Genomic DNA, 25954 nt, shown 5'->3' with positions numbered 1-25954 from the left:
GCAGCAAGGGTGTCTGCCCCCCTTGGGGGCGCCCGGCTTGGGGAAGGCGCGAAGCGACTCAGGGGGTTACTTGAATGTTTTTTCCCACCATTTTTGGGCGTCATAGGCCAAGGACTGGGCGCGGCCCGGCTGGTTGGCCATGCGCGGCGCGTCCTTGGATTGCGTCCAGTCCACCATGGAGCCCGCATACAGTTTCACATTGGGCAGGCCCGCCATTTCGGACAGGCCGAACCAGTCGGTGGCCGCCCAGTGGCCGGTGTTGCAAAAGGCCACCATGTCCTGGCCTTGCGGGCGCTCGATCTTGGCGGCGATTTCCCGGGCCTTGGCGGCATCCACGAACTGCGAAGTCCCGGGAACAAACCACTGGTTGAAATCAAGCTGCTGGGCGCCGGGCAGGGTGCCCGAGAGCTTGGCGGCCGGCGCGCGGGTCTTGCCCAGATAGAAGGCGTCGGGGCGGGAGTCCACCAGGGCCGCATTGGAGAGGTCGATGTGCTTGCCCACGTCCTGCTGGGTGGCCAGCCAGTTGGCGTCAAAAGTCGGGGCGTAGCTGCTGGGCGCAATTTGCGTCTGGGTCTTGCCCAGGGGCTTGCCTGCGCTTTCCCAGGCCTTCATGCCGCCGTTGACGATGGACAGCTCCTTGAGGCCAAGGCTTTTGAGCGTCCAGTACACACGCGCTGTGGCACCGAAGTCAGTGGCATCGGCACCGCTGGAGATCACGATAGCATGCGTGGCTGGCGTCAGGCCCAGGGACTGGACCAGCGCCACCAGCTTGGCCTGGTCGGGCAGCTCGCCAGGATTGGTGGCCGGGCCGCGCCATTTGCCGTAGGGGGCGTTGGCGGCTTGGGCGATATGGCCGGCCTCGAAGGCTTTGGGGTCGCGGATATCGATCAGGCGGATATCGGCCTGCTGCAGCAGCGGCTGCAGTTGCTCGGGGTTGAGCAGGGGCTGGGCCGCGAGCGCCCAGGCGCTGGCACCCAGGCTCAAGCCCAGACCCAGTGCATAGCGTGTCAGAGAGTTTTTCATGGCAGGAGTCGGCAAAGCCGATTCGTCAGGGGCATGGCTATGCCCAGGGCCTCTATTGTCCGGTCTTGCCGCGACAGCGCCAACCAAGAAAAACTTGTCTGCTTATTGCCTGGGGTCATGAACCGGCATGCAAACGGCGTGGTTTCTGATAAATGTGGTTAAAAGTGGATGAATCGCTTTGTAGGTAAGAGATTGCAGCTATTAATTTAGAAAAATCATGCGCTTTGCTCGGCCGGAAACAGCTCATGCACAGCACGCCGGATGCCGCCATAGCCCGTACAGCGGCAAAGGTTTCCGCACATCTGGGCCTCGGCCTCGGCGGCCGTGGGACGGGGTTGCTGCTGGTGCAGCCAGCTCATGCTCATGACCATGCCGGAGGTGCAATAGCCGCATTGCACGCCGCCGCAGCGCGCCAGCGCGTCGCGCACCGGTTCGCTGGCGCTGTCCTGAGCCACGGACTCGATGGTGCGCACGGTCTGGCCCTGGATCTGATAGGCCATCAGCAGGCAGGCGTTCACGGGCTCCGCATTGAGCCAGACCATGCAGGCTCCGCAGCGTCCCACTTCGCAGCCGGGCTTGGCTCCGGTGAGGTTCCAGTGCTCGCGCAGCAAGGTCAGCAGCCGGGTATCGGGGCTGCAGCTGGCGCTGACCGGCTGGCCGTTCAGATTCAGCTGCAGCACAAAAGCCGGGGCCTCCTTCGTGCTGGCTGCGGGCGGCTTTACGCCGTGATCCGGGATGTGGGTCGTCGTCATGGTGTGAAGGGCTCCGCGCCCGCTTCCAGCAGCGCGATCACGCGCTTAGGGGTCATGGGCAGTTGCGTGATGGGGTGCTGAAGTGCGGCGGCCAGGGCATTGGCCACTGCAGGCAGGGCCAGGTTGACGCTGATCTCGCCGGCTCCACGCGGGCCTATGGGGTCGCCCTCGGGAAGGTTCTCGATCGCCAGCACCTGCATGTTAGGGGCATCGGCCAGCGTGGGAATCAGATAGCCGTCGAGATTGCGCGCCTGGTAGCGGCCGTCCAGGCAAGCCAGCTCCTCCTGCGTGCCCATGGCCAGGCCCATGAGGGCGCCGCCTTCCATCTGGCCCAGATAGCCCTGGGCCGATGCCACGGGGCCCAGAGCCGCGCACATCACCAGCCGCTGCACCTGAACCATGCCGCTCCAGGTGTCGATGCGTACCTGGGCAATGGCGGCGCAGGCTCCGAAGACGAAGTGGGTGTCATGCGCGTTGCCCTCCGGGTCCTCTGCGCGCAGGTCGATGGAGATACAGGGCGCTTGTTCGCCCGATGCCTTTGCCAGATCGGCATAGCTGAGGCACAGGCCTGCATCGCTTTCCAGGCCTCGTGCGCCGCAGCGTAGAGGAATATCGGGCCGCAGTCTTGCGGCAGCCAGTAGCAAGGCTTGCTGCCAGGGCTGGACTGCCTGCTGCAAGGCGCGCCATACCAGTGTGGTGGCGCGCGAGGCGGCCACCGGGCCCGAGTCGGGCGTCAGCCGCGTATCGCCCAGTACCGGCCGGATGGCATCGGCAGCGCAGCCCAGATAGCGGGCGCCGAGGCTCTGGATGGTCCCGACCAGGTTCTGTCCCAGCTCGGTAAAGCCACAGCGCAGCTCGATCGCTCCGTCGGCGGCCAGGGCCAGCTCCATGCGGCAGTCGCTGGGGCCACCCTTGCCAAAGCCGTCGCTGCGGTGGATCAGCGTGAGGCCCACGCCGTGCAGATGGCGGCCGTCCGCGCTGGCCCAGCGATGCGGCCCGCGCCACAGCGCTTGCTGGCGGGCGACATCGAGTGCGCGCTGAGCGCCGTCAAACGGCACGACATGCTGGCCCAGCGGGCCGGGGGCTTCGGGAGCTGAGAGATTGAGGGTGCGAAACGCGTCAGCTGTCATGCCGACCAGCGCAGCCAGCCTGTCCATCTGCTGTTCGAGTGCAAATTGCACCTGCACGGCGCCAAAGCCGCGAAACGCACCCGCGATGCCGTTGTTCGTATAGGCCAGCCTGGCACTGAGGTCCAGTGCCTGATACCGGTAGGGGCCGGGGGCATGCTCGAGCGCGGCATCCAGCACCTCGGGGCCATGCGTGGCATAGGCTCCGGTGTCGGCCACTATCTGCACCTGGTGGTAGGTAAGCCGGCCCTGTGCATCGCAGCCGGTCTGCATTGCGATCTGCATGGGATGGCGCTTGACGCCCAGATCCACCGATTGCGGGCGTGTCAGATGCAGCCGCACCGGGCGTTGCGTCTTCCAGGCCAGCAGGGCCGCAATCGGCTGAATCGTCAGCTCGTCCTTGCCGCCGTAGGAGCCGCCCACGGGCGTGCCTACGGCATGCACCCTGTCATGCGCCAGGCCCAGCATATCGGCGATGACCTGCTTTTCGCGCGCAGGGTTGTGGCCGCCGAAGAACAGGCGCAGGCCGCCCGTACCATCTGGCTCGGCCACACCGCCCTCGGTCTCGAGAAATGCATGCATCTGGCGCGGCGTCACATACTGGTCCTGCACCCGGTGCACTGTGCCTGCCTGGGCCGCAGACATGTCGCCCTGGCGGTGGCTGGCGGCATGCAGCAGATTGCCGTCCTGATGGACCGGCTGCTCGGCGGCCACCGTGCCGTCAAGGGCCGCGACCGGGTCGCAGACCGAGGGCAGGAGTTCGTATTCAACGCGGATCAGCGCCAGAGCCTGGCGCGCCGTCTCCATGTCCACGGCCGCGACGGCGGCGACCGGGTCGCCCACATGGCGCACTTTGTCGATGCAGAGCACGGGCCGATCCACTTTGCGCAGGCCGTAGTACTTGAAGCCCGGGATATCGGCATGTGTGACCACGGCATGGACACCCGCAAGAGCTTTGGCGGCGCTGGTATCGATGCGCAGAATGCGTGCATGAGGATGGGGGCTGCCGAGAATCGCTCCGCGCAGCTGACCCGGCTGAATGCGGTCGCTCAGAAAGCCCGGGTTGCCGCCGAGCTTGGCTGCGGCGTCGGGTCGGATCGGCAAAGGCTCCAGGGCCAGATCGCGAATGTGATGAGGGGTGAGAAATTCCATGGCGGTTCAGGCCAGCAGCCCGCAATGTCCGGCAATCAGGCGGCTGGCGATCCGGGCCAGGTCGGGGGGCAGGCTTTGCTCGCAGGTGGTGCGTATATCGCCGAGGGAGGGGCGGATCTGCAGCTCCTGCGCATAGCTCAGCAGCTTTTCCGTGGCTTGCAGGCGGTGCACGCCTATGCCGGGAGCTGCCACGGCGATGCGGTCCAGGCTCAGGCGCTTTTGTGCATCGCTCCAGCGCAAGGCCATGCGCAGGCGCGCGGGGGAGAATGCCGCGCGATAGCCGACTTTTTCGAACACCAGAGGCCGGGGCTCCATCACATCCCTGCGCGGCAGCAGGAACGACAGCATCAGAGGCCGGTCCATGAGCTTCAGCGTCTGCGCCAGCGACTGCAGGTTGCCGTCCGTCAACTCGACCTGCGCATCCATGGCCAGCAATACCGGGCAGCAGTCGCCTTCGCCCCAGCCTATATTGCCGCCCAGGGTTCCCAGGCGGCGTATTCCCATGGCCCCTAGCTGATCAAGGGCCTGGACGAGCACGGGCGCGTGCTGCTGCACCCAGGGGTGGCGGCGGACGGCCTCCAGCCGCATGCCTGCACCGATGTGCAGATATTGCGGGCCGAGGCTGATCTGCTGCATCTCGGGCCAGTGCATCACATTGATGAAATGTGTGGCCGACGGGGCCAGACGAGGCTCGGGCCATGACTGCTGCAGCAGCGTGCCCCCGGCGATGAAGCAGGCGGCATTGCCGAGCTTGCGGGCCAGGGCCTGCGCGGCCTGGGGTGACGAGGGATGGGTGAGCAGCATGGCAGCGTCCTGCTGGCGTGGTTCTCAGCGCTGCGCCCAGAAGGCTTGCTGCTGGGCGGCGATCTCGGCCTCCATCTCGGGTACGGGGCCGATCAGCTCCACGGCCTTCTGGCAATGATCGAAGACATAGCGCGATGAGACGCTCATGGTCGGATTCTCGCCATGGCTGCCTGTGCACTCCAGCAATCGGTGCTCGGTCATGCCGAACACGATGCGGCCGATATTGGCCCAGTAGGCCGTGCCGGCGCACATGCAGCAGGGCTCCACATTGGTGTAGAGCGTGCAGCCCCAGAGAAACGCGGCCGTGTAGTTGGTGGCCGCCATGCGCGCCAAGGTCGATTCCGCGTGGTTGACGGTGTCGATATTGCACTGCTCCATGAGCACGGTCTCCTGATCGGGGCCCACCAGTACGGCGCCGAAGGGGTGGTGGCCCATCTGGGTGGCTCGCTGGGCCACGTCCTGGGCGCGACGAAGATTGCGCTGGATTTGCTCGGCAGAGGGCGTCAGGCCCTGAGGGGGGAAGTTCTGGTCTGTCATGGTGGCGGTCCTTGTGTTGATCAGGCTGGAGTGCTCTGGCTCCAGGGAAAGAAGCGCTTGTGCAACTGCTGCACTCCACCATAGAGCAGCAGGCTGCACAGCACCAGCAGTGCCAGTGCGGCAAAGGCCACGGGCACCTTGAAGGAGGAGGTGGCAAACAGAATCAGATAGCCCAGGCCCTTTTCCGCAGCCACGAACTCGGCGACCACGGCTCCCACAATGGCCAGCGTGATGGAGACCTTGAGGGCCGAAAACACATAGGGCACGGCAAACGGCATGCGAATCTGCCAGTACTGGCGACTGGTGGTGGCGCGCAGCGAGCGCGACAGCTCCACCAGCTCAGCCGGCACCGAGGCCAGGCCCAGGGCGGTGGAAACCACCAGCGGGAAAAAGGCAATCAGCGTGGTGATGACCACGCGGGGCAGCAGGCCGGCGCCCAGAGTGACGACGATGATGGGGGCGACGGCCACGATGGGAGTGGACTGGATCACCACCAGCCAGGGCATGATGATTTTCGAGAGCAACTGCGATCGCGTGATGGCGATGGCCAGCGGAATGGCCAGCGCGATCGCCAGCGCATAGCCTATGAGCGCGACCTGCAAGGTGGCCGTGACATGCTCCAGCCAGCGCTGCAGCCCCATCTCGGAAGCAGCCAGCCAGATCTGGCTGGGAGCGGGAAAAATGTATTCCGGGATATGCGCCAGGCGGCAGGTGCCCTCCCAGAACAGCAGGACGGCGAGGAAAACCAGCAGCGAAGCATGGCGTTGTATGAGGGCAGACATAGAGGGCCTCTTGGGGCGGCGGGAGGATCTTCAGGCGTGTGCGGGGTGTTTGCTGAAGACCTGGAGACGAATCTCGTTGGCCATTTCGGTAAACACAGGATCGGCCAGGGTGGCCATGCTGCGCGGTCGTGCCAGCGGCACATCGATGATGTCGGCCACGCGGCCCGGGCGAGCGCTCATGACCACGATGCGGTCGGACAGCAGCAAGGCCTCCTGGATGGAGTGGGTCACAAAGACCACGGTCTTGGGGCGCTCGTTCCAGATGCGCAGCAGCTCCAGGCTCATCTCGTCGCGTGTGAGTGCGTCCAGCGCCGAAAAAGGCTCGTCCATCAGCAAGATGTCCGGGTCATGCAGCAGCGAGCGTGCAATCGCGACGCGCTGCTGCATGCCGCCCGAGAGTTCGTGGGGCCGCTTGTGGCCGAAGTCTCCGAGACCGATCATCTCCAGCAACTGCTGGGCGCGGGCCTCTTCCTTCATTTCCACATGGCCGTATTTGTGGCGCATGGGGAAGGTGATGTTGTCTAGCACCGAGAGCCAGGGCAGCAGCGTGGGCTTCTGGAACACCATGCCGATCTCGTCGCGTGGTTCGGTCACGGGCAGATCGAAGATGCGTACCTCGCCGCTGCTGGGACGGATCAGGCCCGCAATCAGGCGCAATATGGTGGACTTGCCGCAGCCCGAGGGGCCGATCAGCGAGACGAATTCGTGGCGGCGCAGATGCAGGTCCACGCCCTGCAGGGCCGTGACGGGGCTGCCATCGCTGGAGACAAAGGTCTGGGTGACCGCGTTCAGATCGATTACGTATTGCATGGCAGGCGATCAAGGAAAGGACAAGGGCGGGAGCGCGAGGGCGGCGCAGCGACGCCCTCGCATGGGATTTACTGGCTCAGAAAGCGGCGATCCACCAGCGTTTCCGGGTCGACCTTCTTGAGGTCGTAACTCATGGACTGTGCCACCCAGCCCCAGGTGGCAGCCAGCAGCCGGGGCTCGAATTTGCCCAGGCCGTCGCGCTGGCTGATCTCGTTCCTGAGCAGCGGGATGGAGGCTTCAAATTCGGCCTTGACCACGGCAAGGTCGGCTTCGGGCACCTGGGCCTTCAGCGACTCGGCCGCCTTTTGCGGGTTCTGGATGGAGAACTCCAGCGACTTTCCCAGTGCCCGCACATAGCGCTTGAGCACTTCAGGGCGCTCCTTGATGGTCCTGTCGCTGGCCATGACGGACCAGCCATAGCCGTCCAGACCGAACTGCGTCCAGGGCAGGACCGAAAGCTCCTTGCCGGCCTGCTTGAGCACGGCGCCGAAGGCCGGAGCCACGGTCACCCAGTTGATGGTCGCGTCCACACGGCCCTGGGCCAGCATGGGAGCCAGCGTGGCCGGGTCCGACTTGATGACCTTGATCTTGCTGGCGTCCACGCCGTTCTTCTGCAGCACGATGGGCCACAGGGCATTCGACGAGGAGAAGGTGGGCATGGCCACCGTCTTGCCTTCCATGTCCTTCAGATTCCTGATCTTGCTGTCGGCGCGCGTGAACAGCGCATCGGGCTGTTTGGAATACAGCGACATCACGGCCTTGACCGGAATCCGGCCTTCGGCAGCGGCCATCATCAGCGCTGAGATGCCGCCAAAACCCACATCGGCAGAGCCCGAGGCCACCTTGGTCACGGCATCGGCCGAGCCTCGGCCGGGAACGATCTTCACGTCCAGGCCTTCGTCCTTGAAAAAGCCTTGCTGCACGCCGACATAGACAAAGGACTTGTCGCCCCCGGGCAGCCAGTCGAGCTGTACCGTGAGCTTGTCGGCCGCCTGGGCCGCTGCGCCACAGGCGACGAGCATGGCGGCAAGGGCGGAGCGTTTGAAGGAGATAGTGGGGTGCGTCATGAATAACTCCTGAAGAATACGAGTCCGGGGTAATTGGTTGCTATACATTGATGAGCGGAATGCGCAAGCTCATAAAGGGTCTTGAGTGGATTTCATTTAAAGCCGGCAGCAAGACGTCGCTCAGGGCTTCGGGGCAGGCCAGCTGGGGCACATGGCCGCAATCGAGGCTGATGCGCCTGGCACCCGGCGTGAGCTGCTGCATGCGCTGCTGCAGCGGCAGCGTCACGGAGCGGTCCTGGCGACATTCCACATAGATGCGTGGCACCTGGCCAAAACGGTCGGCACTGAGCCGATTCACCATGGCCCGGCCCGTTTCGGGTTGGACGCAGAAACGGCTGGCTGCCTTGAGCGCTGCGGTCGGAGGGCAGTCATGCAGGAACAAAGCCATGGCGGCTTCCAGCGGCACGCTGCTGGCATTGCGCTGCTCGTTCCAGGCCAGATGTGGGCCTATGCCCTGGTAGTCAAAGCCCGGATCGGCAGCGCGGCATTGCGCGATCACATCGCCATAGCTCATGCCGCTGGGCAGCATCATTCCGGCCAGGTAGACCAGGGCGCTGACCCGCTCGGGGGCGGCCTGGGCGACCTGAGACGCTGTCATGCCGCCACCGCTGTGACCGACCACCACGGCAGGGTCGTCCAGCGACTCCAGCACGCGCAGCACATGGGCGGTGTAGCCGTCGAGATTGGCGCAGCTGTCGTCTTCGGCGGCGGCATCGTTGCCCGGCAGATTGACGGCAAGCACCTTCCAGCCCCGGGCCTGCAGCAGCGGCGTCCAGGCGGCAAAAGCCCAGCTGCCTTGCCAGGCCCCGTGGATCAGCACCATATTGCGTGAGCTTGTCATCGTGGCCTCCGTCAACCGTAGGTGCGGCGATAGCATTCGATCTGGTGCTGCTCCACCGTGACGGCCGGGTACTTGGGCTGCTCGCCCTCGTCCAGGCAGGTGGGAATGCATTCCACCTTGTGCAGCAGATTGCCCGTGAAGAAAAAGGGTACGGAGTAGCGTTCGCGCCCCGAGACATTGATGACCCGGTGCAAGGTGGAGACATAGCGGTCGTTGGTCCAGCGCGCGAACAGGTCGCCGATGTTGACGACGAAGGCACCGGGCACGGGGGGGGCGTCGATCCAGTTGCCGAGGTCTTTGTCCCAGACCTGCAGGCCGCCGGCCTCGTCCTGCAGCAGCAAGGTCACGCCGCCGAAGTCCGTGTGTTCGCCACAGCCTTTCTCGCCGGGGTCGGGATTGGCAGGCTGGGGCGGGTAATGCAGCAGGCGCAGGGTCGCGGCTGCGTCCTTGAGATAGCCGTCGAAGTGGCTGACCGGCACGCCCAGCGACAAGGCCAGGCCGCGCACAATGGTCGCGCCCAGGCCATAGGCCGCCTGGTAATAGTTCTGCATCACGGCGCGGAAGTCGGGTAGGGTTTCGGGCCATTGGTTGGGGCCGGTATTGAAGCGGCCGGCCAGCACACGCGCATCGTTGGCCGCGACCTCGGCGCCCGCGTAGAAGCTTTCCTTGAGATCGGGCGGTGCGCCGCTCTCCAGCGTCTGGGCGCGCAGCGGCTCATAGCCGCGGTTGCAGCGGGAGAGCTTTTTGTCCACGGCCAGCTTCTCGGTCATGGGCAGGTCGAAGAAGCGCTGGCTGGCCGCAAACAGGCTGCTGATCAGCGCCGGGTCTATGCCGTGGCCCGTGATATAGAAAAAGCCGCGCTGTTCGCAAACCTGGCGCAGTTGCTCGGCCACCAGGTGCTGATCCACAGGGTCATGGCTGCGCAGGCCGCTGATGTCGATGAGGGGGAGGACAGAGGTGCTCACAAATGGCTTCCAGAAACTGAAGAACTGGAGTCAGTTTAGAAAGCGTAGCCCGTGCTGGATAGCGCAGCTTTTGCTGCGGGGTGATCTAAAAATGTGAGCGCTAATCGCTGATGAGTAAAGCATTGCACGGCATTGGTGCACTCGCAAAAAGCGATGCGCACAATGCCGGTGCAGGCACAGGCGGGCGGGCTCAGCTCCTGGCGGAAGCCGCCACAGCTGTGGTCTGCGTGCGGGCCACCCATTCACGCAGGGCGACGCTTTCCTCGTCCTCGCGGCTTTCTATGGCATCGGCCACGATGCGATTGAAAGCGTCGAGTGCCGATGGCAGCGTGCGTCCTGCACGCACATAGACGCCGAGTTCGGAGTACAGCGTGGTGGGGGTATCCAGCGGCACATGAACCAGCCGCCCTTCGCGCAGCTCGCGCTCGAGCCCCAGTCGGCTCTGGAAAAAAATGCCTACGCCGCGTTCGGCCAGGCTCTTGGCCAGCTCGATGGACGAGGTTTCCAGCAATACCTGCAATGCACGTTTGTGGTGCGCCAGCAAGGGCTGCAGCAAGTCGTGCATCGAGAGTTCGGGCGTTGGCAGAATCAGCGGAAAGGCCGCGCATTGTGCAAAGTCCACGCGCTCCAGTTGGGCAATCGGGTGTTTGGGCGGCACGATGGCACCCAGCGCAAAGCGGCCCATGGTGCATTGGCGCAGATTGTCGTGGCGCTTGACCGAAAAGCCTATGCCTACGTCCGCATCGCCCTGAATCACGGCCTGTGCCGCCTGTTGGGAGCCGCAGGTGCGCACATGAATCTGAATCGTGGGATAGCGCCTGTGCATCTGCGTGAGCACGGCCGGCATCAGGTCGGCATTCAAGCCCTCCACCGCCGCCACGCTGACCGAGCCACGACGCACGCCGCGCAGTTGCTCCAGCTCGGTGCTGAGGCGGTGCTCGTCCTGCAGCACCGTGATCACATGGCGCGAAAACACTTCGCCAGCGGCCGTGAGCCGCAGGCCCGAGCTCAGGCGCTCGAACAGCGGGCTGCCGATTTCATCCTCGAGCTGCAGCAGCTGGCGGTTGACCGCCGATGACGCCACATGCAGATGGCGCGCGGCCTCGCGTATGGAGCCGCAGCGGCGAATCATGTCGAAATAGCGAATGGAGCGGGCGTGAATATGCATGCTGCCGGAGGCAGCATATGCCGTGCCAGTTCGTTCGATGGCCGCCTACTGCGGCGCGCCGGCCGCCTTGGCGTGCTGGGCGCGGGCCTTGAGCTCGGCATCGTCCTCGCGCCCGGTGGGCCAGCCTTGCATATGCTGCTGGGCAATATCGCTGAGTGCGGTGATCCAGGGTGCACTGTCGTTGAGGCAGTCTATGTACTCGAACTGCTGGCCGCCCGCATGCAAAAAGGCTTCACGCGCTTCCTGCTTGATTTCCTCCAACGTCTCCAGACAGTCGCTGGTAAAGCCGGGGCAGACCACATCGACGCGCCGGGTGCCAGCCTGGGCCATGGCAATCAGCGAGGGTTCGGTATAGGGCTCCAGCCATTTGGCCTTGCCAAAGCGCGACTGGAAGGTCACCAGATACTGCTCGTTGCCGAGCTTGAGCCGTTCGGCCAGCAGGCGTGCCGTCTTGTGCGATTCGCAGTGATAGGGGTCGGCCAGATGCAAGGTGCGCTCGGGCACGCCATGAAAACTCATGACCAGCTTGTCCCCGCGGCCGTGGCCGCGCCAGTGTGCTTCGATGCGCTGTGCCAGCGCTTCGATATAGCCGGCATGGTCGTGGTAGCGGTTGACGAAACGCAGCTCGGGAATATGGCGCTGGGTCCTGGCCCAGTCGTAGACGGCGTCGAACACGCTGGCCGTGGTCGTGCCCGAGTACTGGGGGTACAGCGGCAGAATCAGGATGCGCGTCACGCCGTCTTTCTTGAGTGCATCCAACTGGGCCGCAATGGACGGCGTGCCATAGCGCATGGCCGGCAGAACCAGCACATTGTGGCCGCGCTCGCCCAGCCAGCCGCGCAGCAAAGTGGCCTGGCGCGTGGTCCAGTGCAGTAGCGGGGAGCCGTCCTTTTCATGCCAGACGGTAGCGTACTTGGCAGCCGACTTGGCCGGGCGGGTGCGCAGGATGATGCCGTGCAGAATCGGCCACCAGGCGAGCTTGGGAATCTCGACCACCCGATCGTCACCGAGAAACTCCGCCAGATAGGGGCGCACTGCGGCGGCCGTGGGCGCGGCCGGCGTGCCCAAATTGCACAGCAGGATGCCGGTGCGTGCGGATTGATCGTGGCGGAAGCGGGGTTCGGGCGCAAAGCGTGATGGCATGGCGCAATTGTGTCAGCTAATCGGATAGGCGCAGCCGCTTTGCGGCATTAGCCGGGCCGCTATTCTTCGGGCATGCAATCCCAAGACACCACAGCCCTTGCCATTGAAACTCTCCAGCGCCTGCGCCACAGCGGCCAGATTCGCGCCATCAGCCTGGATCTGGACGACACGCTCTGGCCCATCTGGCCCACGATTGCCAAGGCAGAGGCCATTTTGCTGCAGTGGCTCGCGCAGCATGCCCCCGGTACGGCCGAGCACCTGGGCGATACGGACAAGGTGCGCGCCTTGCGCCATGAAATCGTTGCACTGCGCCCGGATCTGAAGGCCGATCTCAGCGGCCTGCGCCGCGAGTCCATCCGACTGGCGCTGACCAGGGCCGGTGACGATCCCGCCTTGGCCGAACCGGCCTTCGAGGAGTTCTTTGCCGCTCGCCAGCGCGTTGAGCTGTTTGACGATGCCTTGCCGGCGCTGCAGTTTCTCTCGCAGCGCTGGCCTGTGGTGGCCCTGTCCAATGGCAATGCGAATGTGCATGTGGTGGGTATCGGCGAGCATTTTCGCGCCTCGCTGTCTGCCAGCGCAGCCGGCATGGCCAAGCCCGAGACGCGTTTTTTTCAGGCGGCAGCGGATGCGGCCGGCGTGGCTCCAGAGCATGTGCTGCACATCGGCGACGATGCGCAGCTGGATGCCCGGGGCGCCATGGATGCGGGTATGCACGCAGTCTGGCTCAACCGCGGGCAGGTAGCATGGCCTTGCGTGGGTCCTGAACCCCACGTCACAGTCGCCAGCCTTTGGCAGTTGTGTCAGGGGCTGGCAGATCGTTGACCGGGACGAGGGAAAGCTTTGCGGGTCAGCGAAGAAGGACCGCCTATGCCTACCTGTCTGTCTGCCTGCCTTCTCACGCCGCCTCCGCTGGCACCTGTGCGAACCATTGCCTGGAGCCGGCCTCTGGTTTGGCTGTCCAGAGCCTTGCAGGACATTTCTAACGCTCCGTTAATCAGTCTGGCGCATGGTCTGGCCTTGATCCTGATCGGTGCAGCCATCCTGACCCTGGGGCACAATCGCTTCTGGTTGATGGCAGGAGCCTTGTCGGGCTTTCTGGTGGTGGGGCCTCTGGTGGCAACCAGCCTCTACGCCATAAGCAGGGCCGTCGAACGCGGCGAGGTGGCAGACTGGGGTCTGATCCGCCGCACCTGGACGCAATGGCAAAGCTGCCATGCCACGGGGCGGGGCGGGTACTGGTGCATGGTCAGGTTCGGTGCCTTGCTGGCGCTGGCGGCCACGGGCTGGGTGCTGATTTCGGCATCGCTGATCACTGTGATGTCACCTGTGCGGGTGCAGACCCTGCAGGATTTCATTGCGCATGTGGTGCTGGCCAGGGACGGTCAGCTGTTTGTGCAATGGATGGCTTTGGGCAGCTTTCTGGCTGCTCCGATTTTTGCGTCCAGCGTGGTGGCGATGCCGCTGATGCTGGACAGGCGAGTGACCGTGCGCCAGGCCGTGCTGACCAGTTGGTCCGTGGTGCTGGCCAACCCGGGCCCCATGGCCTTGTGGGCGGCACTGATTGTGATGTTGACTTTGCTGGGCCTTGGCAGCTATCTGCTGGGGCTGGTGGTTGTGATGCCCTTGCTGGGCCATGCCAGCTGGCACGCCTATCGAGACCTGGTGGATGCCTCGGCATTCCCTGCCAGGGATGAAGCGATAGCGCCTGCCGTCTGAGCGCTGCGCGACCAGGGCCTGGCAAGGGCTGTAAGGACCTGGTTGTCGTGATATTCGGTTATACGGAAGAGCAGATCGCCCACTTTTTCCTGACATGGGGCGTGGGTGCCTTCATCTTGTTCATGGTGTTCATCATCCTGCAGCTGGCGCGTCAGTCCAAGGCAGGCAAGTTCGGCACCTTTGTGATTTGCCTAGGCCTGGGTGTGGGCTTTGTGGGCTATATCGCCAAGATCATCATCCAGTGGTGGATAGAGAGCCACTGAGCTGCGCCACGAACTGTGCGCCATAAGGGCTGACCGACTCAGGGCATCGAGCAAGGTCTGCCCTGCATTGAGGATCTCGCCCCCCTTCCGAAACGAAGGGGGAAGGGGCGGCACCTCGGGGTTCAACCCGGTTTCACCTGTGCGCGCTTGAGCACTTTTTGCCAGCGGTTCTGCTCGGTGGCGATGAACTGGGCAAACTGTTCTGGCGTGCTTCCAATGGGTTCGGCCGCGTCGCCTTGCAGGCGCTTGAGCGCATCGGGTGCCTTGACGGCCTTGGCGCATTCTGCGGCCAGCTTGTCCACATGGGCGCGAGGCAGGCTGGAAGGGGCCAACATGCCGTACCACTGGGTCATCTCGAAGCCGGGAAAGCCCTGCTCGGCCACCGTGGGCACATCGGGCAGCTGTGGCAGGCGCTTGGTCGAACCGGTGGCGATGCAGCGCACCTTGCCGGCCTTGATGAAGGGCAGCAGCGCGGCGGCGCCGACCGAGGCCGCATCAAGACGGCCCGAGAGCAGGTCGGTCATCATGGGGCCGGTGCCGCGATAAGGCACGTGGAGCATGAAGATGTCGGCCGTCATCTTCAGATATTCGAAGGCCAGATGACCCGCGCTGCCGTTGCCGGCCGAGCCATAGCTGAGCTTGCCAGGGTTCTTCTTGGCATAGGCCACCAGATCGGCAATGTTCTTGACGGGCAGATCGGGGTGCACCACATAGAGGCTGGGCACCTTGGCTAGCAGGCTCACGGGCACAAAGTCCTTTTTCGGGTCCCAGGGCAGCTTGTCAAAAATATAGGGGTTGACGGCCAGGGTGCCGATATGGCCGAGGATGACCGTGCTCTGGTCGTCGGCGCGAGCCACTTCCTGCATGGCGATATTGCCCGCAGCGCCGGGCTTGTTGTCCACGAATACGTTCTGACCGATGGTCTTGGACAGCTCTGCGGCGGTGGAGCGGGCCACGATTTCAGAGCTGCCGCCGGGCGCAAACGGCACGACAAAGCGAATCGGGCGGTTGGGCCAGCTGTCATCGGCAGCGCGGGCCATGCCAGGCAGCAGGCTGCTGCAGGCCAGGGCTCCGGCGCCGGTCAGCAGATGGCGGCGCGAGATGCTCAGAATCTCGCGAGTGGATTTGTCGAACGTGGATGCCATGTTGTCTCCGTTGCTTTTGGCTTTATACGGCTGAGAGATTACCTCTTCGAGCATGGTTGCAACTGTGGCTGTCAAATCGCTGTCAAACTTGGTTCAGCAGGACTATCCAGATATCAGGATTGTGCTGATAGGGTTTGCTCTAGAGCTGCTCAGCCTTGGTCCATCCGGGCCAGCTCCTCAGCCGCCGCGAGTCCGCAACGTACGGCGCCTTCCAGCGTCGCCGGGTAGGGTCCGTTCACATAGTCGCCGCAAGCCCAGAGGCCATGGCCAAGTTCTAAGTCAGGGCGTTTCACGCCGGGTCTGCAGGCAAATGTGGCGCGCTTTTCAACCACGGTCAGCACAGCTTGAATGTCCTGCCAGCCCAGCTGTTGACGGGCTTGATCCAGCACCTGCTGCTCCAGTGTTTCGCGGTCCGTGCGGCAGTCGCTGACGACAAAAGCCATCAGACCTTGCTGGACGGTATCGGAGGGCTGCAGGTGCCCGCGGTCAAACACAAACTGGGCAGGAGCCTGCTCGTCAGGCTGCAGTGCAAGCCAGGGCAACTCGGCTGCAAGGCGATGGCAGGTGCGCGCATAGACCGTGGCAATGGCCGTGTGCTCCAGCGCCTGCGCGGTCTGTGCCCAGTGCTGGTAATGCACGCCGTCGCGTGCGGGAAGTCGCTGGTCTTCGGCAGCCAGCAGGGCCAGGCGGGCGGCTTCCTGAGGTGAGCAGGCCAGCAGCACGGCATCGAAGCGCGATTGCTCAAGCGCTGGTGTCAGTGCCGCGTTGGATGCACGCAGCAGCCATTGCCGGCCATGTGGAATCAGCTCCTGAATGCGGCTGGCCGTATGCACCGCATGGCCGCGGCCTTGCAGCCATTGCGCAGCCGGGATGGGAAAGATATCGCCAAGGCCGCGGCGTGGCACCATAAAGTGCGAGCCGCCTGTGCCCGCGAACAGGGCGTCATGCAGCACACGCAAGAAGATGCTGCCATTTGCCTGCGAGGCTGGCAGGTTGAGGGCTGATACGCAAAGAGGTTCGATGAACTCATCGAGCAGGCGCTTTGGCAGACCGTTGCAGATGTCGGCCACGGTGGCCTGGTCTGCGCAGCGAAAGCCCTGAATTCGCCAGCGCAGGGCGCGCGCCAGCAGGGCGGCACGTTCGCGAAGTGACCAGCCGCGGGCGCTGGCAATGCCGACGAGGGCGTCCAGCGGCGCTGGTAGGTTGGGGAAGGACAGGCCGCTGCCATCGGCGTAGCGCATGGCCAGTGGCCTGCGCAGCAGGGCATGCTCTGGCGCTGCACCCACGACGCGCATGAGCCTCAGGCATTCGGCATAGGCTCCGATCAGAATGTGCTGGCCGTTGTCGGCGATGGTGCCGCCTGGCAGTCCCAGATTGCGGGCCCGGCCACCCAGCTGGCGGCCGGCTTCGAAAACCGTGGGCCGATGACCGCTGAGCGAGAGCTGTACTGCGGCAGCCATGCCGGCCCAGCCGCCACCGATGATGGCAACTTGCATGGCGCGCTTACATGCGGCCCAGTGCCTGCATTTTCCAGACCAGCCAGAACTTGCGCAGTGGCGTGAGGCTGATGCGCTGGTGCAGCACCTGGAAGTTCTCTGACTCGATTTCGCGCAGCAGGGTGCGATAGATGCTCGCCATCATCAGGCCGGGCTTTTGTGCGTGACGATCGGCGTCCGGCAGCAGGCCCAGCGCCTTGTCATACAGGCTGTGGGCACGCTCGGCCTGAAAGCGCATCAGTGCAGTGAAGCGATCCGAGTACTCGCGCTTGTTGATTTCGTGGGCCTTGACGTCGAACTGCTGCAGCTCGCTGATGGGCAGGTAGATGCGTCCGCGCATGGCGTCTTCGCCCACATCGCGGATGATGTTGGTCAGCTGCAGAGCCTGGCCCAGCGTGTGGGCGTATTCGGTGGTGCGCTCCTCGGTCTGGCCGAAGATGCGGGCAGCGACCTCGCCGACCACTCCGGCGACCAGGTGGCAGTAGCGCTGCAGGCCGGCAAAGTCCAGATAGCGGGTCTGATCCAGATCCATCTGGCAGCCTTCGATGACGGCCTGCAGATGGCGCTCTTCGATGCCATAGGTCTTGGCGTGGGGCATCAGTGCCTGCATCACGGGGTGGACGGATTGACTGGTGAATGCCCTGTGTACCTCGGTCTTCCACCAGGCCAGCTTGGTGGCTGCCACGCCGGGATCCGTGACCTCGTCGACCACGTCATCCACTTCGCGGCAGAAGGCATAGAAAGCCGTGATGGCGGCGCGGCGCTCCTTGGGCAAGAAGAGAAAGGCGTAATAGAAGCTGCTGCCTGAAGAGGCGGCTTTGTCTTGGACGTACTGATCCGGATTCATAGGGGGAGCATTGTCCCATGACGCGGGCGGTTGGCCGACACAACAGTGAAATGCGCGGTATGCATCTGGTTGGATGTCAAATTGGATGTCAAATTCAATTGCGCCTTGCACAGGCCTATAAGAGGTTTGGGGCTATCTTTTCGATCACATGCGCACGGCTCGCCAGAGCATGGCGACCATATCGAGCTTGCTCAGCTTGATGCGCTGATAGAGGTTGCGTCCCTGCATGGCGTCCAGTCTGTCCAGAATGCGCAGACCGCCTTGCACGACCAGGCGCAGTTCCCAGCCCGTTCGGCCGGGTAGCTGATGCACCAAAGGCGTCCCATGGATCATCAGGCTGCGGGCCTGGCGGTTGAGTTCGCCGAGCAAAGAGCGCAGCTCGGGTGTCAATGCCGCTGCTTCCGGCTTGATGGCACTGCGCACAAGGCCGTGGCGGGCCAGGTCGGCATCCGGCAGGTAGTGGCGCTGGCGCGGCAAGTCCTGGCTCAGATCCTGCCAGAAGTTGATGAGTTGCAGGGCGGTGCAGATGGCGTCGCTCTGAATCAGTGTCTTGGCGTTGACCACCCCGTACAGATGCAGCAGCAGGCGGCCGACCGGGTTGGCCGAGCGGCGGCAATAGTCCAGCAGCTGGGCCATGTCGGTGTAGCGGGTCTGGGCGGCCGTCATGCGCACATCCTGCTCGAAGGCACTGAGCAGGTCTGCCAGCAATCGCTTGGGCAGACGATGGGTCTGAACCTGAACTGCCAGCGGGCCAAAGACATGGGGCCAAGAGGTTCGCATCAGCATGGCGGCTTCGCCAGCGCTGCCTAGCTGCTGCAGATCGGCGGCATATTGCTGCAACTGTGCCAGGCGCTTCTCTGTGCAATGATCGCCTTCGTCGGCCAGATCGTCAGCGGTGCGCGCAAAGTGGTAGATGGCGGCGATGGGCGCGCGCAGTCGTGGCGGGCACAGCCAGGAGGCGACGGGAAAATTTTCGTAATGGGTGATGCTGGCCGGCGCACTGGCGACGGGGCTTGCTGGGGGCATATGGTTCACGCCCGTATTGTGGACCGGGTGGGCTTGCCTGCTTGCGGCAGCCCATAAAAAGACGGCGCACAAGCGCACGTGCGTGCACAATCAGCGCTGACTTTGGTGCAGTGGCCTGCCCGGCGGCTGCGCTTTTCCTATTTTTTACAAGCCCAGAACACCATGGCTGTTTCGTCTTCTCGTCGTTTTGCAATGTTGTCTTTGCCGCGCCGGCCTGCCGTGCCCTTGGCTGCGCTGTCCATAGTGGCGGCTGCTGTCATGTTGTCGGCCTGTTCCAAGAAGGAGGCTGCGCCCGAGCCGGTACGCGCAGTCAAGCTGGTGACCGTGGGTGAGGGGCAGATCGAATCTGCCCAGGAATATTCCGGCGATGTGCGGGCCCGTGTGGAGTCTCGCCTCGGCTTTCGCGTGGCGGGCAAGATCACCAGGCGCGAGGTGGAACTGGGCCAGCGTGTGAAGGCTGGACAGGTGCTGGCGCGCCTGGATGCGCGTGACTATCAGCTCAGTGCCGATGCCGCGCGTGCCCAACTGGCATCGGCCACCACGCAGCGCGATCTGGCCGAGGCGAATGCCAAGCGTTTTCGTACCCTGCGTGCACAGAACTTCATCAGCGCCGCTGAGATGGAACGCTACGAGGCCAATCTGAAGGCGGCCCAGGCCTCGCTCGATCAAGCGCGGGCCCAGCTCTCCAGCCAGTCCAATCAGGAGAACTACACCCAGTTGCTGGCCGATGCCGATGGCGTGGTCACCAGCGTGGAGGCCGAACCCGGTCAGGTGGTTGCGGCCGGCACACCCGTGGTGCGGATTGCCCAGGATGGCGCGCGCGATGCGGTGTTCAACGTGCCGGAAGACCGACGTAGCGCCATCAAGCCGGGGCAAGGCGTGAAGGTGAGGCCCTGGTCGGATGAGTCGCGCGTGATCAATGCCCTGGTGCGTGAGGTGGCGGCCAGCGCCGATCCGGCCACGCGCACCTATGTGGTCAAGGCCGCCCTGCAGGGAGCGGACCTGCCCGCACTGGGCGCCACTGTGCAGGTCATGCCCGAGGGCATGGGCGTGAGCCGCGAAGCCGTTGGCAGCCAGGTCATCAAATTGCCAACCACGGCCTTGCGCCAGGAGGGCGATAACGGTCAGGGGACGGCCGTCTGGCTGTACGACGCGGCCAGCAGCTCGGTGAAGCTGCAGCCGGTGCAGATTGCCAGTGCCGACGGCAACGAGGCGGTGATTGCCTCGGGTCTGCAACCCGGAATGCAGGTGGTGGCCACAGGCACCCATGTGCTGACCCCGGGCCAGAAGGTGACGGTGTATCGCGATAAATATGCCAAATCGCCACAAAAATCTGTATCAAATCAGCACCCAACGCAGGTGGATAAAACGCGGAATGATCCTGAATATGGAGCGTCTCAGTCTGCAGTCGCTGCGGAGGCGGGCAAATGAGCGGCACTGGACACAAAAAGACCGGTGGCGCGCATTTCAATCTTTCCCGCTGGGCGCTCGATCATGTGGCGCTGACACGCTATTTCATCGTCGTGCTGATGCTGCTGGGCTTTACGGCCTTTTTTCAGCTGGGGCAGGATGAGGACCCACCGTTCACCTTCCGGGCCATGGTCATTCGTACCTACTGGCCTGGCGCGACGGCTGAGCAGGTGGCTCAGCAGGTGACGGACAAGATCGAGCGCACGCTGCAGGAAGTGCCTTATGCCGACAAGATCAGCAGCTATTCCAAGCCTGGCGAGTCGCAAGTCATCTTCCAAGTCAAGGACTACTCTCCCCCCAAGGAAGTGCCGCAGCTCTGGTATACGGTGCGCAAGAAAGTGGGGGACATGCGCTACACCCTGCCGCAGGGCGTGCAGGGGCCGTTCTTCAATGACGATTTTGGCGACGTCTATGGCGTGATCTATGCGCTGCAGGCCAAGGGCTTCAGTTATGCCGAGCTCAAGACCCTGGCCGACGATGTGCGTCAGCAGCTGCTGCAGGTGCCCGATGTGGCCAAGGTCGAGCAGTTCGGCGTGCAGGACGAAAAGGTCTATGTAGAGCTGTCGCACCGCGCCACGCAGATGGGGCTGAACCTCAAGCAGGTGCTGGATCAGCTCAACCAGCAAAATGCCGTGGCATCGGCCGGTACCTTGCAGACGCCTGCCGAAACCATTGTGTTGCGTGTGCAGGGGCAGTTCAACGACCTGGAGCAATTGCGTGCCATGCCCATCATCGGCCAGGGAGGTGCGCAGTTCAGGTTGGGCGATATCGCTGAAGTGCACCGTGGCTATGCCGATCCGGCCAATGTCATGGTGCGTTTTCAGGGCGAGCCTACGGTGGCCCTGGGGGTTTCCATGGTCAAGGGCGGCGACATCATTGCCCTGGGCAAGGAGCTGACGCAGGCCACGGAGCGCATCGCCAAAAGCCTGCCCGTGGGCGTGATGCTGAGCAATATGCAGAACCAGCCCAAGGCGGTGGCGGATTCGGTCAGCGAGTTTCTCCAGGTACTTGTCGAAGCCGTGGTTGTGGTGTTGGCAGTGAGCTTTCTGAGCCTGGGTCTGCACAAGCGTCCTGGGCAGCATCCGCTGTGGAAGCGCTGGTATATCGATCCGCGCCCCGGACTGGTGGTGGGCATCACCATTCCCCTGGTGCTGGCCGCGACATTCCTGGCCATGTGGTACTGGAATATCGGTCTGCACAAGGTGTCGCTGGGCTCGCTCATCATTGCGCTGGGCCTGCTCGTGGACGACGCCATCATTGCCGTGGAGATGATGGTGCGCAAGATGGAGGAGGGCTACGACAAGTACCGTGCCGCCACCTTTGCCTATGAGATCACCTCCAAGCCCATGCTGACTGGCACGCTGATCACGGCAGCGGGCTTTCTGCCCATCGGTATGGCCAAATCCATGACGGGCGAATACACCTTCGCCATCTTCGCGGTGACGGTGATTGCGCTGGTGCTCAGCTGGTTTGCCTCGGTGTACTTCGTGCCTTATCTGGGCCTGCTGCTGCTCAAGAAGCCGCCGCATGCCGCCAAGCTGCCCCCCGAAGTGGCGTCCGGTGAGGTGTCTGCCGAAGAAGCAGGCATCAACACCAACGCAGGTGAGCATGAGCTGTTCGATACGCCGTTCTACAACCGTTTTCGCCGTACGGTGAACTGGTGTGTGCAGCACCGCTGGCTGACGATTGGCGCGACGGTGCTGGTGTTCGTGCTGGGCCTGGCGGGCATGGGCAAGGTGCAGCAGCAGTTCTTCCCCGACTCCAGCCGGCCCGAAGTGCTGGTCGATATATGGTTCCCCGAGGGCACTTCCCTGCAGGCCAACAAGGAAGTGACGCTGCGCGTGGAAAAGCGCTTTTTGCAGCTCGACGGTGTGGAGTCCGTCAGCGAATGGATCGGCTCCGGAGCACCGCGCTTTTATCTTCCGCTGGACCAGGTGTTTCCGCAGAACAACGTATCCCAGTTCATTCTGGTGGCCAAAGATCTGAAGGCACGCGAGGAAATCCGCAAACAATTGCCGGCGCTGATGGCCGAGGAATTCCCCGAGGTGCGGGCGCGCTCCAAGCTGCTGCCCAACGGGCCGCCCGTGCAATATCCGGTGCAGTTCCGTGTGATGGGCTCGGACCCTGCCAAGTTGCGCACCTACGCCGATGAAGTCAAGGCGCTCATGCAGGCCAATGCCGATATGCGTGGCGTGAACGACAACTGGAACGAGTCCATCAAGGTCATACGCCTGCAGGTTGACCAGGACAAGGCGCGTGCCCTGGGTGTGACCAGCCAGTCTATCGCCGAAGCCGCGGGCATGAACTTCAGCGGCACCACCGTGGGGCAGTTCCGTGAAGGCGACAAGCTGATCGATATCGTGATGCGCTCGCCCAAGCAAGACCGCGATGCGATTACCGATATCGCGGGTGTCTATGTCACTACGGCAAACGGGCAGTCCATTCCGCTCACGCAGATTGCCAAGCCCGTCATGGTCTGGGAGCCGGGTGTGATGTGGCGCGAAAAGCGCAACTTCGCGATTACCGTTCAAGGCGATGTGCGTGAGGGTCTGCAGGGCGCCACGCTGACCAACGAGCTGTTGCCGCAACTGCGCAAGATGGAGGCCGGCTGGCATGCTGCCGGTGACACCGGCTATCGCATCGAGGTGGCCGGTGCCGTGGAGGAAAGCTCCAAGGGTTCAGGTGCCATCGTGGCCGGAGTCCCGGTGCTGCTGTTCCTGACTTTCACGCTGCTCATGCTGCAACTGCGCAGCGTCAGCCGTTCGCTGCTGGTGTTTATCACCGGTCCCTTGGGCATCCCTGGCGTGGCGGCGGCCTTGCTGCTGCTGAATCGCCCCTTCGGCTTTGTGGCGCTGCTGGGGGTCGTGGCCTTGATGGGCATGATTCAGCGCAATTCGGTCATCCTGATCGATCAGATCGAGAGTGGACGTGCCCAGGGTGTGCCGGCCTGGGACGCGATTGTGGAGGCTGCCGTTCACAGGCTGCGTCCCATCGTGCTGACTGCCGCGGCTGCCGTGCTGGCCATGATCCCGCTGTCGCGCAGCGTGTTCTGGGGCCCCATGGCTGTGGCCATCATGGGCGGTCTGATTGTGGCGACCGTGCTGACCTTGCTGGCCTTGCCCGCCATGTATGCGGCGGCTTTTCGCATCAGAAAGGACACGGCCTGAGCCTGTTTTGCGCGAAAGAGCGCCAGTTTTGCAGCTAGAATCTTAGTCTTGACCTCAGTAAGCGTAAATTTGCGCATTGCTGACCGCGCGGGTGGCGAAATTGGTAGACGCACCAGGTTTAGGTCCTGACGGTGGCAACACCGTGCCGGTTCGAGTCCGGCTCCGCGCACCAGACATTGGCAGTCCCTGCTGCATCAAGCCCGTAACCACAAGCCGTTACGGGCTTTTTCTTTTCCTGCCCCCCCTTCTTTGCATGTGCGGCGTCAGCTTTTAAGGCAAACCCCTGTAGGGCGATGGCAGAGCCTGCGCAGCGCCTCGTTATAATGGTCGGCTTCGCCTGTTCCTGATTTGAACAAATGCCTGGTGCCAGACGCTGGGGCAAATGACCGGGGCAGGCTCTGGAAATTTGTGGTGCCGCATGTCGTTGGGTGTGCGCGCACTGTGACTTTGCGCAATACGGTGCGGGTTGCTTGGCAATCTGCACGGTCCTCATCCCTCTTAGGAAAAATCATGGCCGTTAACGTTGAAACTCTTGAAAAGCTCGAGCGCAAGATCACGCTGAGCGTGCCCCTGTCTGCGATCCAGTCTGAAGTTGATGCTCGCCTGAAGAAGGTAGCGCGCACCGTGAAGATGGACGGCTTCCGTCCTGGCAAGGTGCCCATGAGCGTTGTGGCTCAGCGTTATGGCTACTCAGTGCAATACGAAGTGCTGAACGACAAGGTGGGCGAGGCTTTTGCCGCTGCCGTGAATGAAGCTGATCTGCGCGTTGCTGGTCAGCCCAAGATCACCGAGAAGGATGGGGCTCCTGAAGGCGAGGCACAATTCGATGCCGTGTTTGAGGTCATGCCCGAAGTCAAGATCGGTGATCTGACCGCTGCTGAAGTGGAAAAGCTGACCACCAGCGTGGATGACGCCGCCATCGACAAGACCGTGGACATTCTGCGCAAGCAGCGTCGCACCTTTACCGAGCGTGCAGCCGGTGAAGCAGCTGTGGACGGCGACCGCGTGACCGTGGACTTCGAAGGCAAGATCGACGGCGAGACTTTCTCCGGCGGCAAGGCTGAAGACTTCCAGTTCCTGGTCGGCGAAGGCCAGATGCTCAAGGAATTCGAAGACGCAACCCGCGGCATGAAGGCTGGCGAGTCCAAGACTTTCCCCCTGGCCTTCCCCGCTGACTACCATGGCGCCGATGTGGCTGGCAAGACCGCCGACTTCCTGGTGACCGTCAAGAAGGTGGAAGCTCCCAACCTGCCCGAAGTGAACGAAGAGTTCGTCAAGACCCTGGGTGTGGACGGCGGCTCCGTTGAAGCCCTGCGCGACGACATCAAGAAGAACCTGGAGCGCGAAGTGAAGTTCCGCGTTCAAGGCCGCAACAAGCAAGCCGTGATGGATGCCCTGGTGTCCGTGGCCGAGCTGGATCTGCCCAAGGCTTCCGTGCAAGCTGAAGTGGGCCGCCTGCTGGAAGGCGCACGCGCCGAGCTGGAACAGCGCGGCATCAAGGACGCGGCCAAGGCTGAAATCCCTGAAGACATCTTCCTGCCCCAAGCCGAGCGTCGTGTGCGCCTGGGCCTGGTGGTAGCCGAGCTGGTCAAGACCAACAACCTGCAAGCCACTGCCGAGCAGATCAAGGCTCATGTGGAAGAGCTGGCATCCAGCTACGAGAAGCCCGAAGACGTGGTGCGCTGGTACTTCGGCGACCGCAACCGTCTGGCTGAAGTGGAAGCTGTTGTGATCGAAAACAACGTGACCGAGTTCGTTCTGAGCAAGGCCAAGGTGACCGATAAGGCCGTTTCCTTCGACGAGTTGATGGGTCAGGCCTAAGGGCTGGACCTTTTATCGGTGCTTGCCCTAGGCGAGTTCCGATAAGTTAAATTGCGGGGCTTGTGCTTTTGCGCGCAAGCCCCATTTTCTTTTCAGAATGCGGCTACAGTAGGCGCATAGCACTGGAGAAAACATGAGCGCATTGGATACATTGGGTTTGGGCATGGTGCCCATGGTCATTGAACAGTCGGGTCGCGGTGAGCGCTCCTATGACATTTATTCGCGTCTGCTCAAGGAACGCGTGATTTTCCTGGTGGGCGAGGTTAACGATCAGACTGCCAACCTGGTGGTGGCCCAGTTGTTGTTCCTGGAAAGCGAAAATCCCGACAAGGATATTTCCTTCTATATCAACTCCCCCGGCGGCAGCGTGACTGCAGGTATGGCGATTTTTGACACCATGAATTTCATCAAGCCTGACGTCTCGACGCTGTGCACCGGTATGGCGGCGAGCATGGGTGCGTTCCTGCTGTCGGCCGGAGCCAAGGGCAAGCGCTATGCACTGCCCAATGCCCAGGTCATGATTCACCAGCCTCTGGGCGGTGCACGTGGTCAGGCGACCGAAATCGAAATTCATGCCCGCGAAATCATCAAGACACGCGAGCGTCTGAACAAAATACTTGCCGAGCGTACCGGCCAGCCTCTGGAAAAGATCCAGAACGACACCGAGCGTGACTATTTCCTTTCCGCCGATGAGGCTAAGGAATACGGCCTGGTTGACCAGGTAATCAGCAAGCGTTCCTGAAATGCATAGCACCGAGTCCAATGTCTGATTGGGCTTACGTGTGTTAGCACAGAAAAACCTGGGAGCTGCTGACTGGCTCCCGGGACTTGC

At 63.1% G+C, this 25954-nt stretch carries 23 protein-coding genes and 1 tRNA gene; 8 read left to right on the top strand and 16 right to left on the bottom strand.

Going from position 1 to position 25954, the window contains the following annotated elements:
* Positions 1 to 66: 66 nt before the first annotated feature.
* The 12 genes from QYQ99_RS05635 to hemH all read right to left on the bottom strand — a co-directional run bounded on the left by QYQ99_RS05635 (position 67) and on the right by hemH (position 12171).
* The gene (locus tag QYQ99_RS05635) at positions 67 to 1023 is read right to left on the bottom strand and encodes a sulfurtransferase (RefSeq protein WP_302091787.1); all 957 of its coding nucleotides are present in this window, start codon (positions 1021 to 1023) and stop codon (positions 67 to 69) included.
* A 215-nt stretch (positions 1024 to 1238) separates the two neighbouring features.
* A complete protein-coding gene (locus QYQ99_RS05630; RefSeq protein WP_302091786.1) occupies positions 1239 to 1775 on the bottom strand; it encodes a (2Fe-2S)-binding protein in 537 nt (178 codons plus the stop codon).
* Positions 1772 to 4054, bottom strand: coding sequence for a xanthine dehydrogenase family protein molybdopterin-binding subunit (locus tag QYQ99_RS05625; protein ID WP_302091785.1), 2283 nt, complete (start codon positions 4052 to 4054; stop codon positions 1772 to 1774). The genes QYQ99_RS05630 and QYQ99_RS05625 overlap by 4 nt, the downstream gene beginning before the upstream one ends.
* Positions 4055 to 4060: 6 nt before the next feature.
* On the bottom strand, positions 4061 to 4858 hold the full coding sequence (locus QYQ99_RS05620; protein WP_302091784.1) for an FAD binding domain-containing protein: 798 nt from the start codon (positions 4856 to 4858) through the stop codon (positions 4061 to 4063).
* Between the two features lie 24 nt (positions 4859 to 4882).
* Entirely contained in the window at positions 4883 to 5395 is a 513-nt protein-coding gene (locus QYQ99_RS05615) for a nucleoside deaminase (protein ID WP_302091783.1), read from the bottom strand.
* Between the two features lie 20 nt (positions 5396 to 5415).
* The gene (locus QYQ99_RS05610; protein WP_043371226.1) at positions 5416 to 6177 is read right to left on the bottom strand and encodes an ABC transporter permease; all 762 of its coding nucleotides are present in this window, start codon (positions 6175 to 6177) and stop codon (positions 5416 to 5418) included.
* Between the two features lie 30 nt (positions 6178 to 6207).
* On the bottom strand, positions 6208 to 6987 hold the full coding sequence (locus tag QYQ99_RS05605) for an ABC transporter ATP-binding protein (protein ID WP_302091782.1): 780 nt from the start codon (positions 6985 to 6987) through the stop codon (positions 6208 to 6210).
* Positions 6988 to 7055: 68 nt separating this feature from the next.
* Positions 7056 to 8054 carry an ABC transporter substrate-binding protein gene (locus QYQ99_RS05600; protein ID WP_302091781.1) on the bottom strand — a complete coding sequence of 333 codons (999 nt, stop codon included), beginning with the start codon at positions 8052 to 8054 and terminating at the stop codon, positions 7056 to 7058.
* Between the two features lie 40 nt (positions 8055 to 8094).
* Positions 8095 to 8895: an alpha/beta fold hydrolase gene (locus QYQ99_RS05595; RefSeq protein WP_302091780.1), complete on the bottom strand. Its 801-nt coding sequence runs from the start codon at positions 8893 to 8895 to the stop codon at positions 8095 to 8097.
* Between the two features lie 11 nt (positions 8896 to 8906).
* Positions 8907 to 9860, bottom strand: coding sequence for an isopenicillin N synthase family dioxygenase (locus tag QYQ99_RS05590; RefSeq protein WP_302091779.1), 954 nt, complete (start codon positions 9858 to 9860; stop codon positions 8907 to 8909).
* A gap of 190 nt (positions 9861 to 10050) precedes the next feature.
* Positions 10051 to 11028 carry a LysR family transcriptional regulator gene (locus QYQ99_RS05585; RefSeq protein WP_302091778.1) on the bottom strand — a complete coding sequence of 326 codons (978 nt, stop codon included), beginning with the start codon at positions 11026 to 11028 and terminating at the stop codon, positions 10051 to 10053.
* Between the two features lie 45 nt (positions 11029 to 11073).
* Entirely contained in the window at positions 11074 to 12171 is a 1098-nt protein-coding gene (gene hemH, locus QYQ99_RS05580) for a ferrochelatase (RefSeq protein WP_302091777.1), read from the bottom strand.
* A gap of 72 nt (positions 12172 to 12243) precedes the next feature.
* Here hemH and QYQ99_RS05575 point away from each other — a divergent pair, with 72 nt between their 5' ends.
* Genes QYQ99_RS05575 through QYQ99_RS05565 form a run of 3 tightly spaced genes read left to right on the top strand, consistent with a single transcriptional unit; the run spans position 12244 to position 14150 of the window.
* Positions 12244 to 12993 carry an HAD family hydrolase gene (locus QYQ99_RS05575; RefSeq protein ID WP_302091776.1) on the top strand — a complete coding sequence of 250 codons (750 nt, stop codon included), beginning with the start codon at positions 12244 to 12246 and terminating at the stop codon, positions 12991 to 12993.
* Positions 12994 to 13038: 45 nt separating this feature from the next.
* A complete protein-coding gene (locus QYQ99_RS05570) occupies positions 13039 to 13887 on the top strand; it encodes a DUF2189 domain-containing protein (RefSeq protein WP_302091775.1) in 849 nt (282 codons plus the stop codon).
* A 47-nt stretch (positions 13888 to 13934) separates the two neighbouring features.
* Positions 13935 to 14150, top strand: coding sequence for a DUF2788 domain-containing protein (locus QYQ99_RS05565; RefSeq protein WP_003078455.1), 216 nt, complete (start codon positions 13935 to 13937; stop codon positions 14148 to 14150).
* 122 nt (positions 14151 to 14272) lie between these two features.
* On the opposite strand, the gene QYQ99_RS05560 is transcribed toward QYQ99_RS05565, so the two are convergent.
* From QYQ99_RS05560 to hpnC, 4 genes are all read right to left on the bottom strand, one after another.
* Complete coding sequence (locus tag QYQ99_RS05560) at positions 14273 to 15295, bottom strand: Bug family tripartite tricarboxylate transporter substrate binding protein (protein ID WP_087086057.1); 1023 nt, start codon at positions 15293 to 15295, stop codon at positions 14273 to 14275.
* Positions 15296 to 15444: 149 nt separating this feature from the next.
* Entirely contained in the window at positions 15445 to 16791 is a 1347-nt protein-coding gene (hpnE, locus tag QYQ99_RS05555) for a hydroxysqualene dehydroxylase HpnE (protein WP_302091774.1), read from the bottom strand.
* A 7-nt stretch (positions 16792 to 16798) separates the two neighbouring features.
* Positions 16799 to 17638 carry a presqualene diphosphate synthase HpnD gene (gene hpnD, locus QYQ99_RS05550; RefSeq protein WP_302091773.1) on the bottom strand — a complete coding sequence of 280 codons (840 nt, stop codon included), beginning with the start codon at positions 17636 to 17638 and terminating at the stop codon, positions 16799 to 16801.
* 144 nt (positions 17639 to 17782) lie between these two features.
* On the bottom strand, positions 17783 to 18664 hold the full coding sequence (hpnC, locus tag QYQ99_RS05545) for a squalene synthase HpnC (RefSeq protein WP_302093122.1): 882 nt from the start codon (positions 18662 to 18664) through the stop codon (positions 17783 to 17785).
* Positions 18665 to 18856: 192 nt separating this feature from the next.
* Between hpnC and QYQ99_RS05540 the strand changes: the two genes are divergently transcribed.
* From QYQ99_RS05540 to clpP, 5 genes are all read left to right on the top strand, one after another.
* Positions 18857 to 20095, top strand: a complete 1239-nt coding sequence (locus QYQ99_RS05540) for an efflux RND transporter periplasmic adaptor subunit (protein WP_302093121.1) — start codon at positions 18857 to 18859, stop codon at positions 20093 to 20095.
* Positions 20092 to 23301, top strand: coding sequence for an efflux RND transporter permease subunit (locus QYQ99_RS05535; protein WP_302091772.1), 3210 nt, complete (start codon positions 20092 to 20094; stop codon positions 23299 to 23301). The genes QYQ99_RS05540 and QYQ99_RS05535 overlap by 4 nt, the downstream gene beginning before the upstream one ends.
* An 85-nt stretch (positions 23302 to 23386) precedes the next feature.
* Positions 23387 to 23473 (top strand) — tRNA-Leu (locus QYQ99_RS05530).
* Between the two features lie 338 nt (positions 23474 to 23811).
* Positions 23812 to 25122, top strand: coding sequence for a trigger factor (gene tig, locus QYQ99_RS05525; RefSeq protein WP_302091771.1), 1311 nt, complete (start codon positions 23812 to 23814; stop codon positions 25120 to 25122).
* Between the two features lie 133 nt (positions 25123 to 25255).
* Positions 25256 to 25864 (top strand): ATP-dependent Clp endopeptidase proteolytic subunit ClpP, encoded by a 609-nt coding sequence (gene clpP / locus QYQ99_RS05520; RefSeq protein ID WP_003068910.1) that lies wholly within the window; start codon positions 25256 to 25258, stop codon positions 25862 to 25864.
* The last annotated feature ends 90 nt before the right edge of the window (positions 25865 to 25954 follow it).

It is taken from the genome of Comamonas testosteroni, assembly GCF_030505195.1.
Lineage (GTDB): Bacteria > Pseudomonadota > Gammaproteobacteria > Burkholderiales > Burkholderiaceae_C > Comamonas > Comamonas testosteroni_G.
The sequence above is the reverse complement of the archived record's forward strand: the minus strand, read 5'-3'. Positions and strand labels throughout refer to the sequence as shown.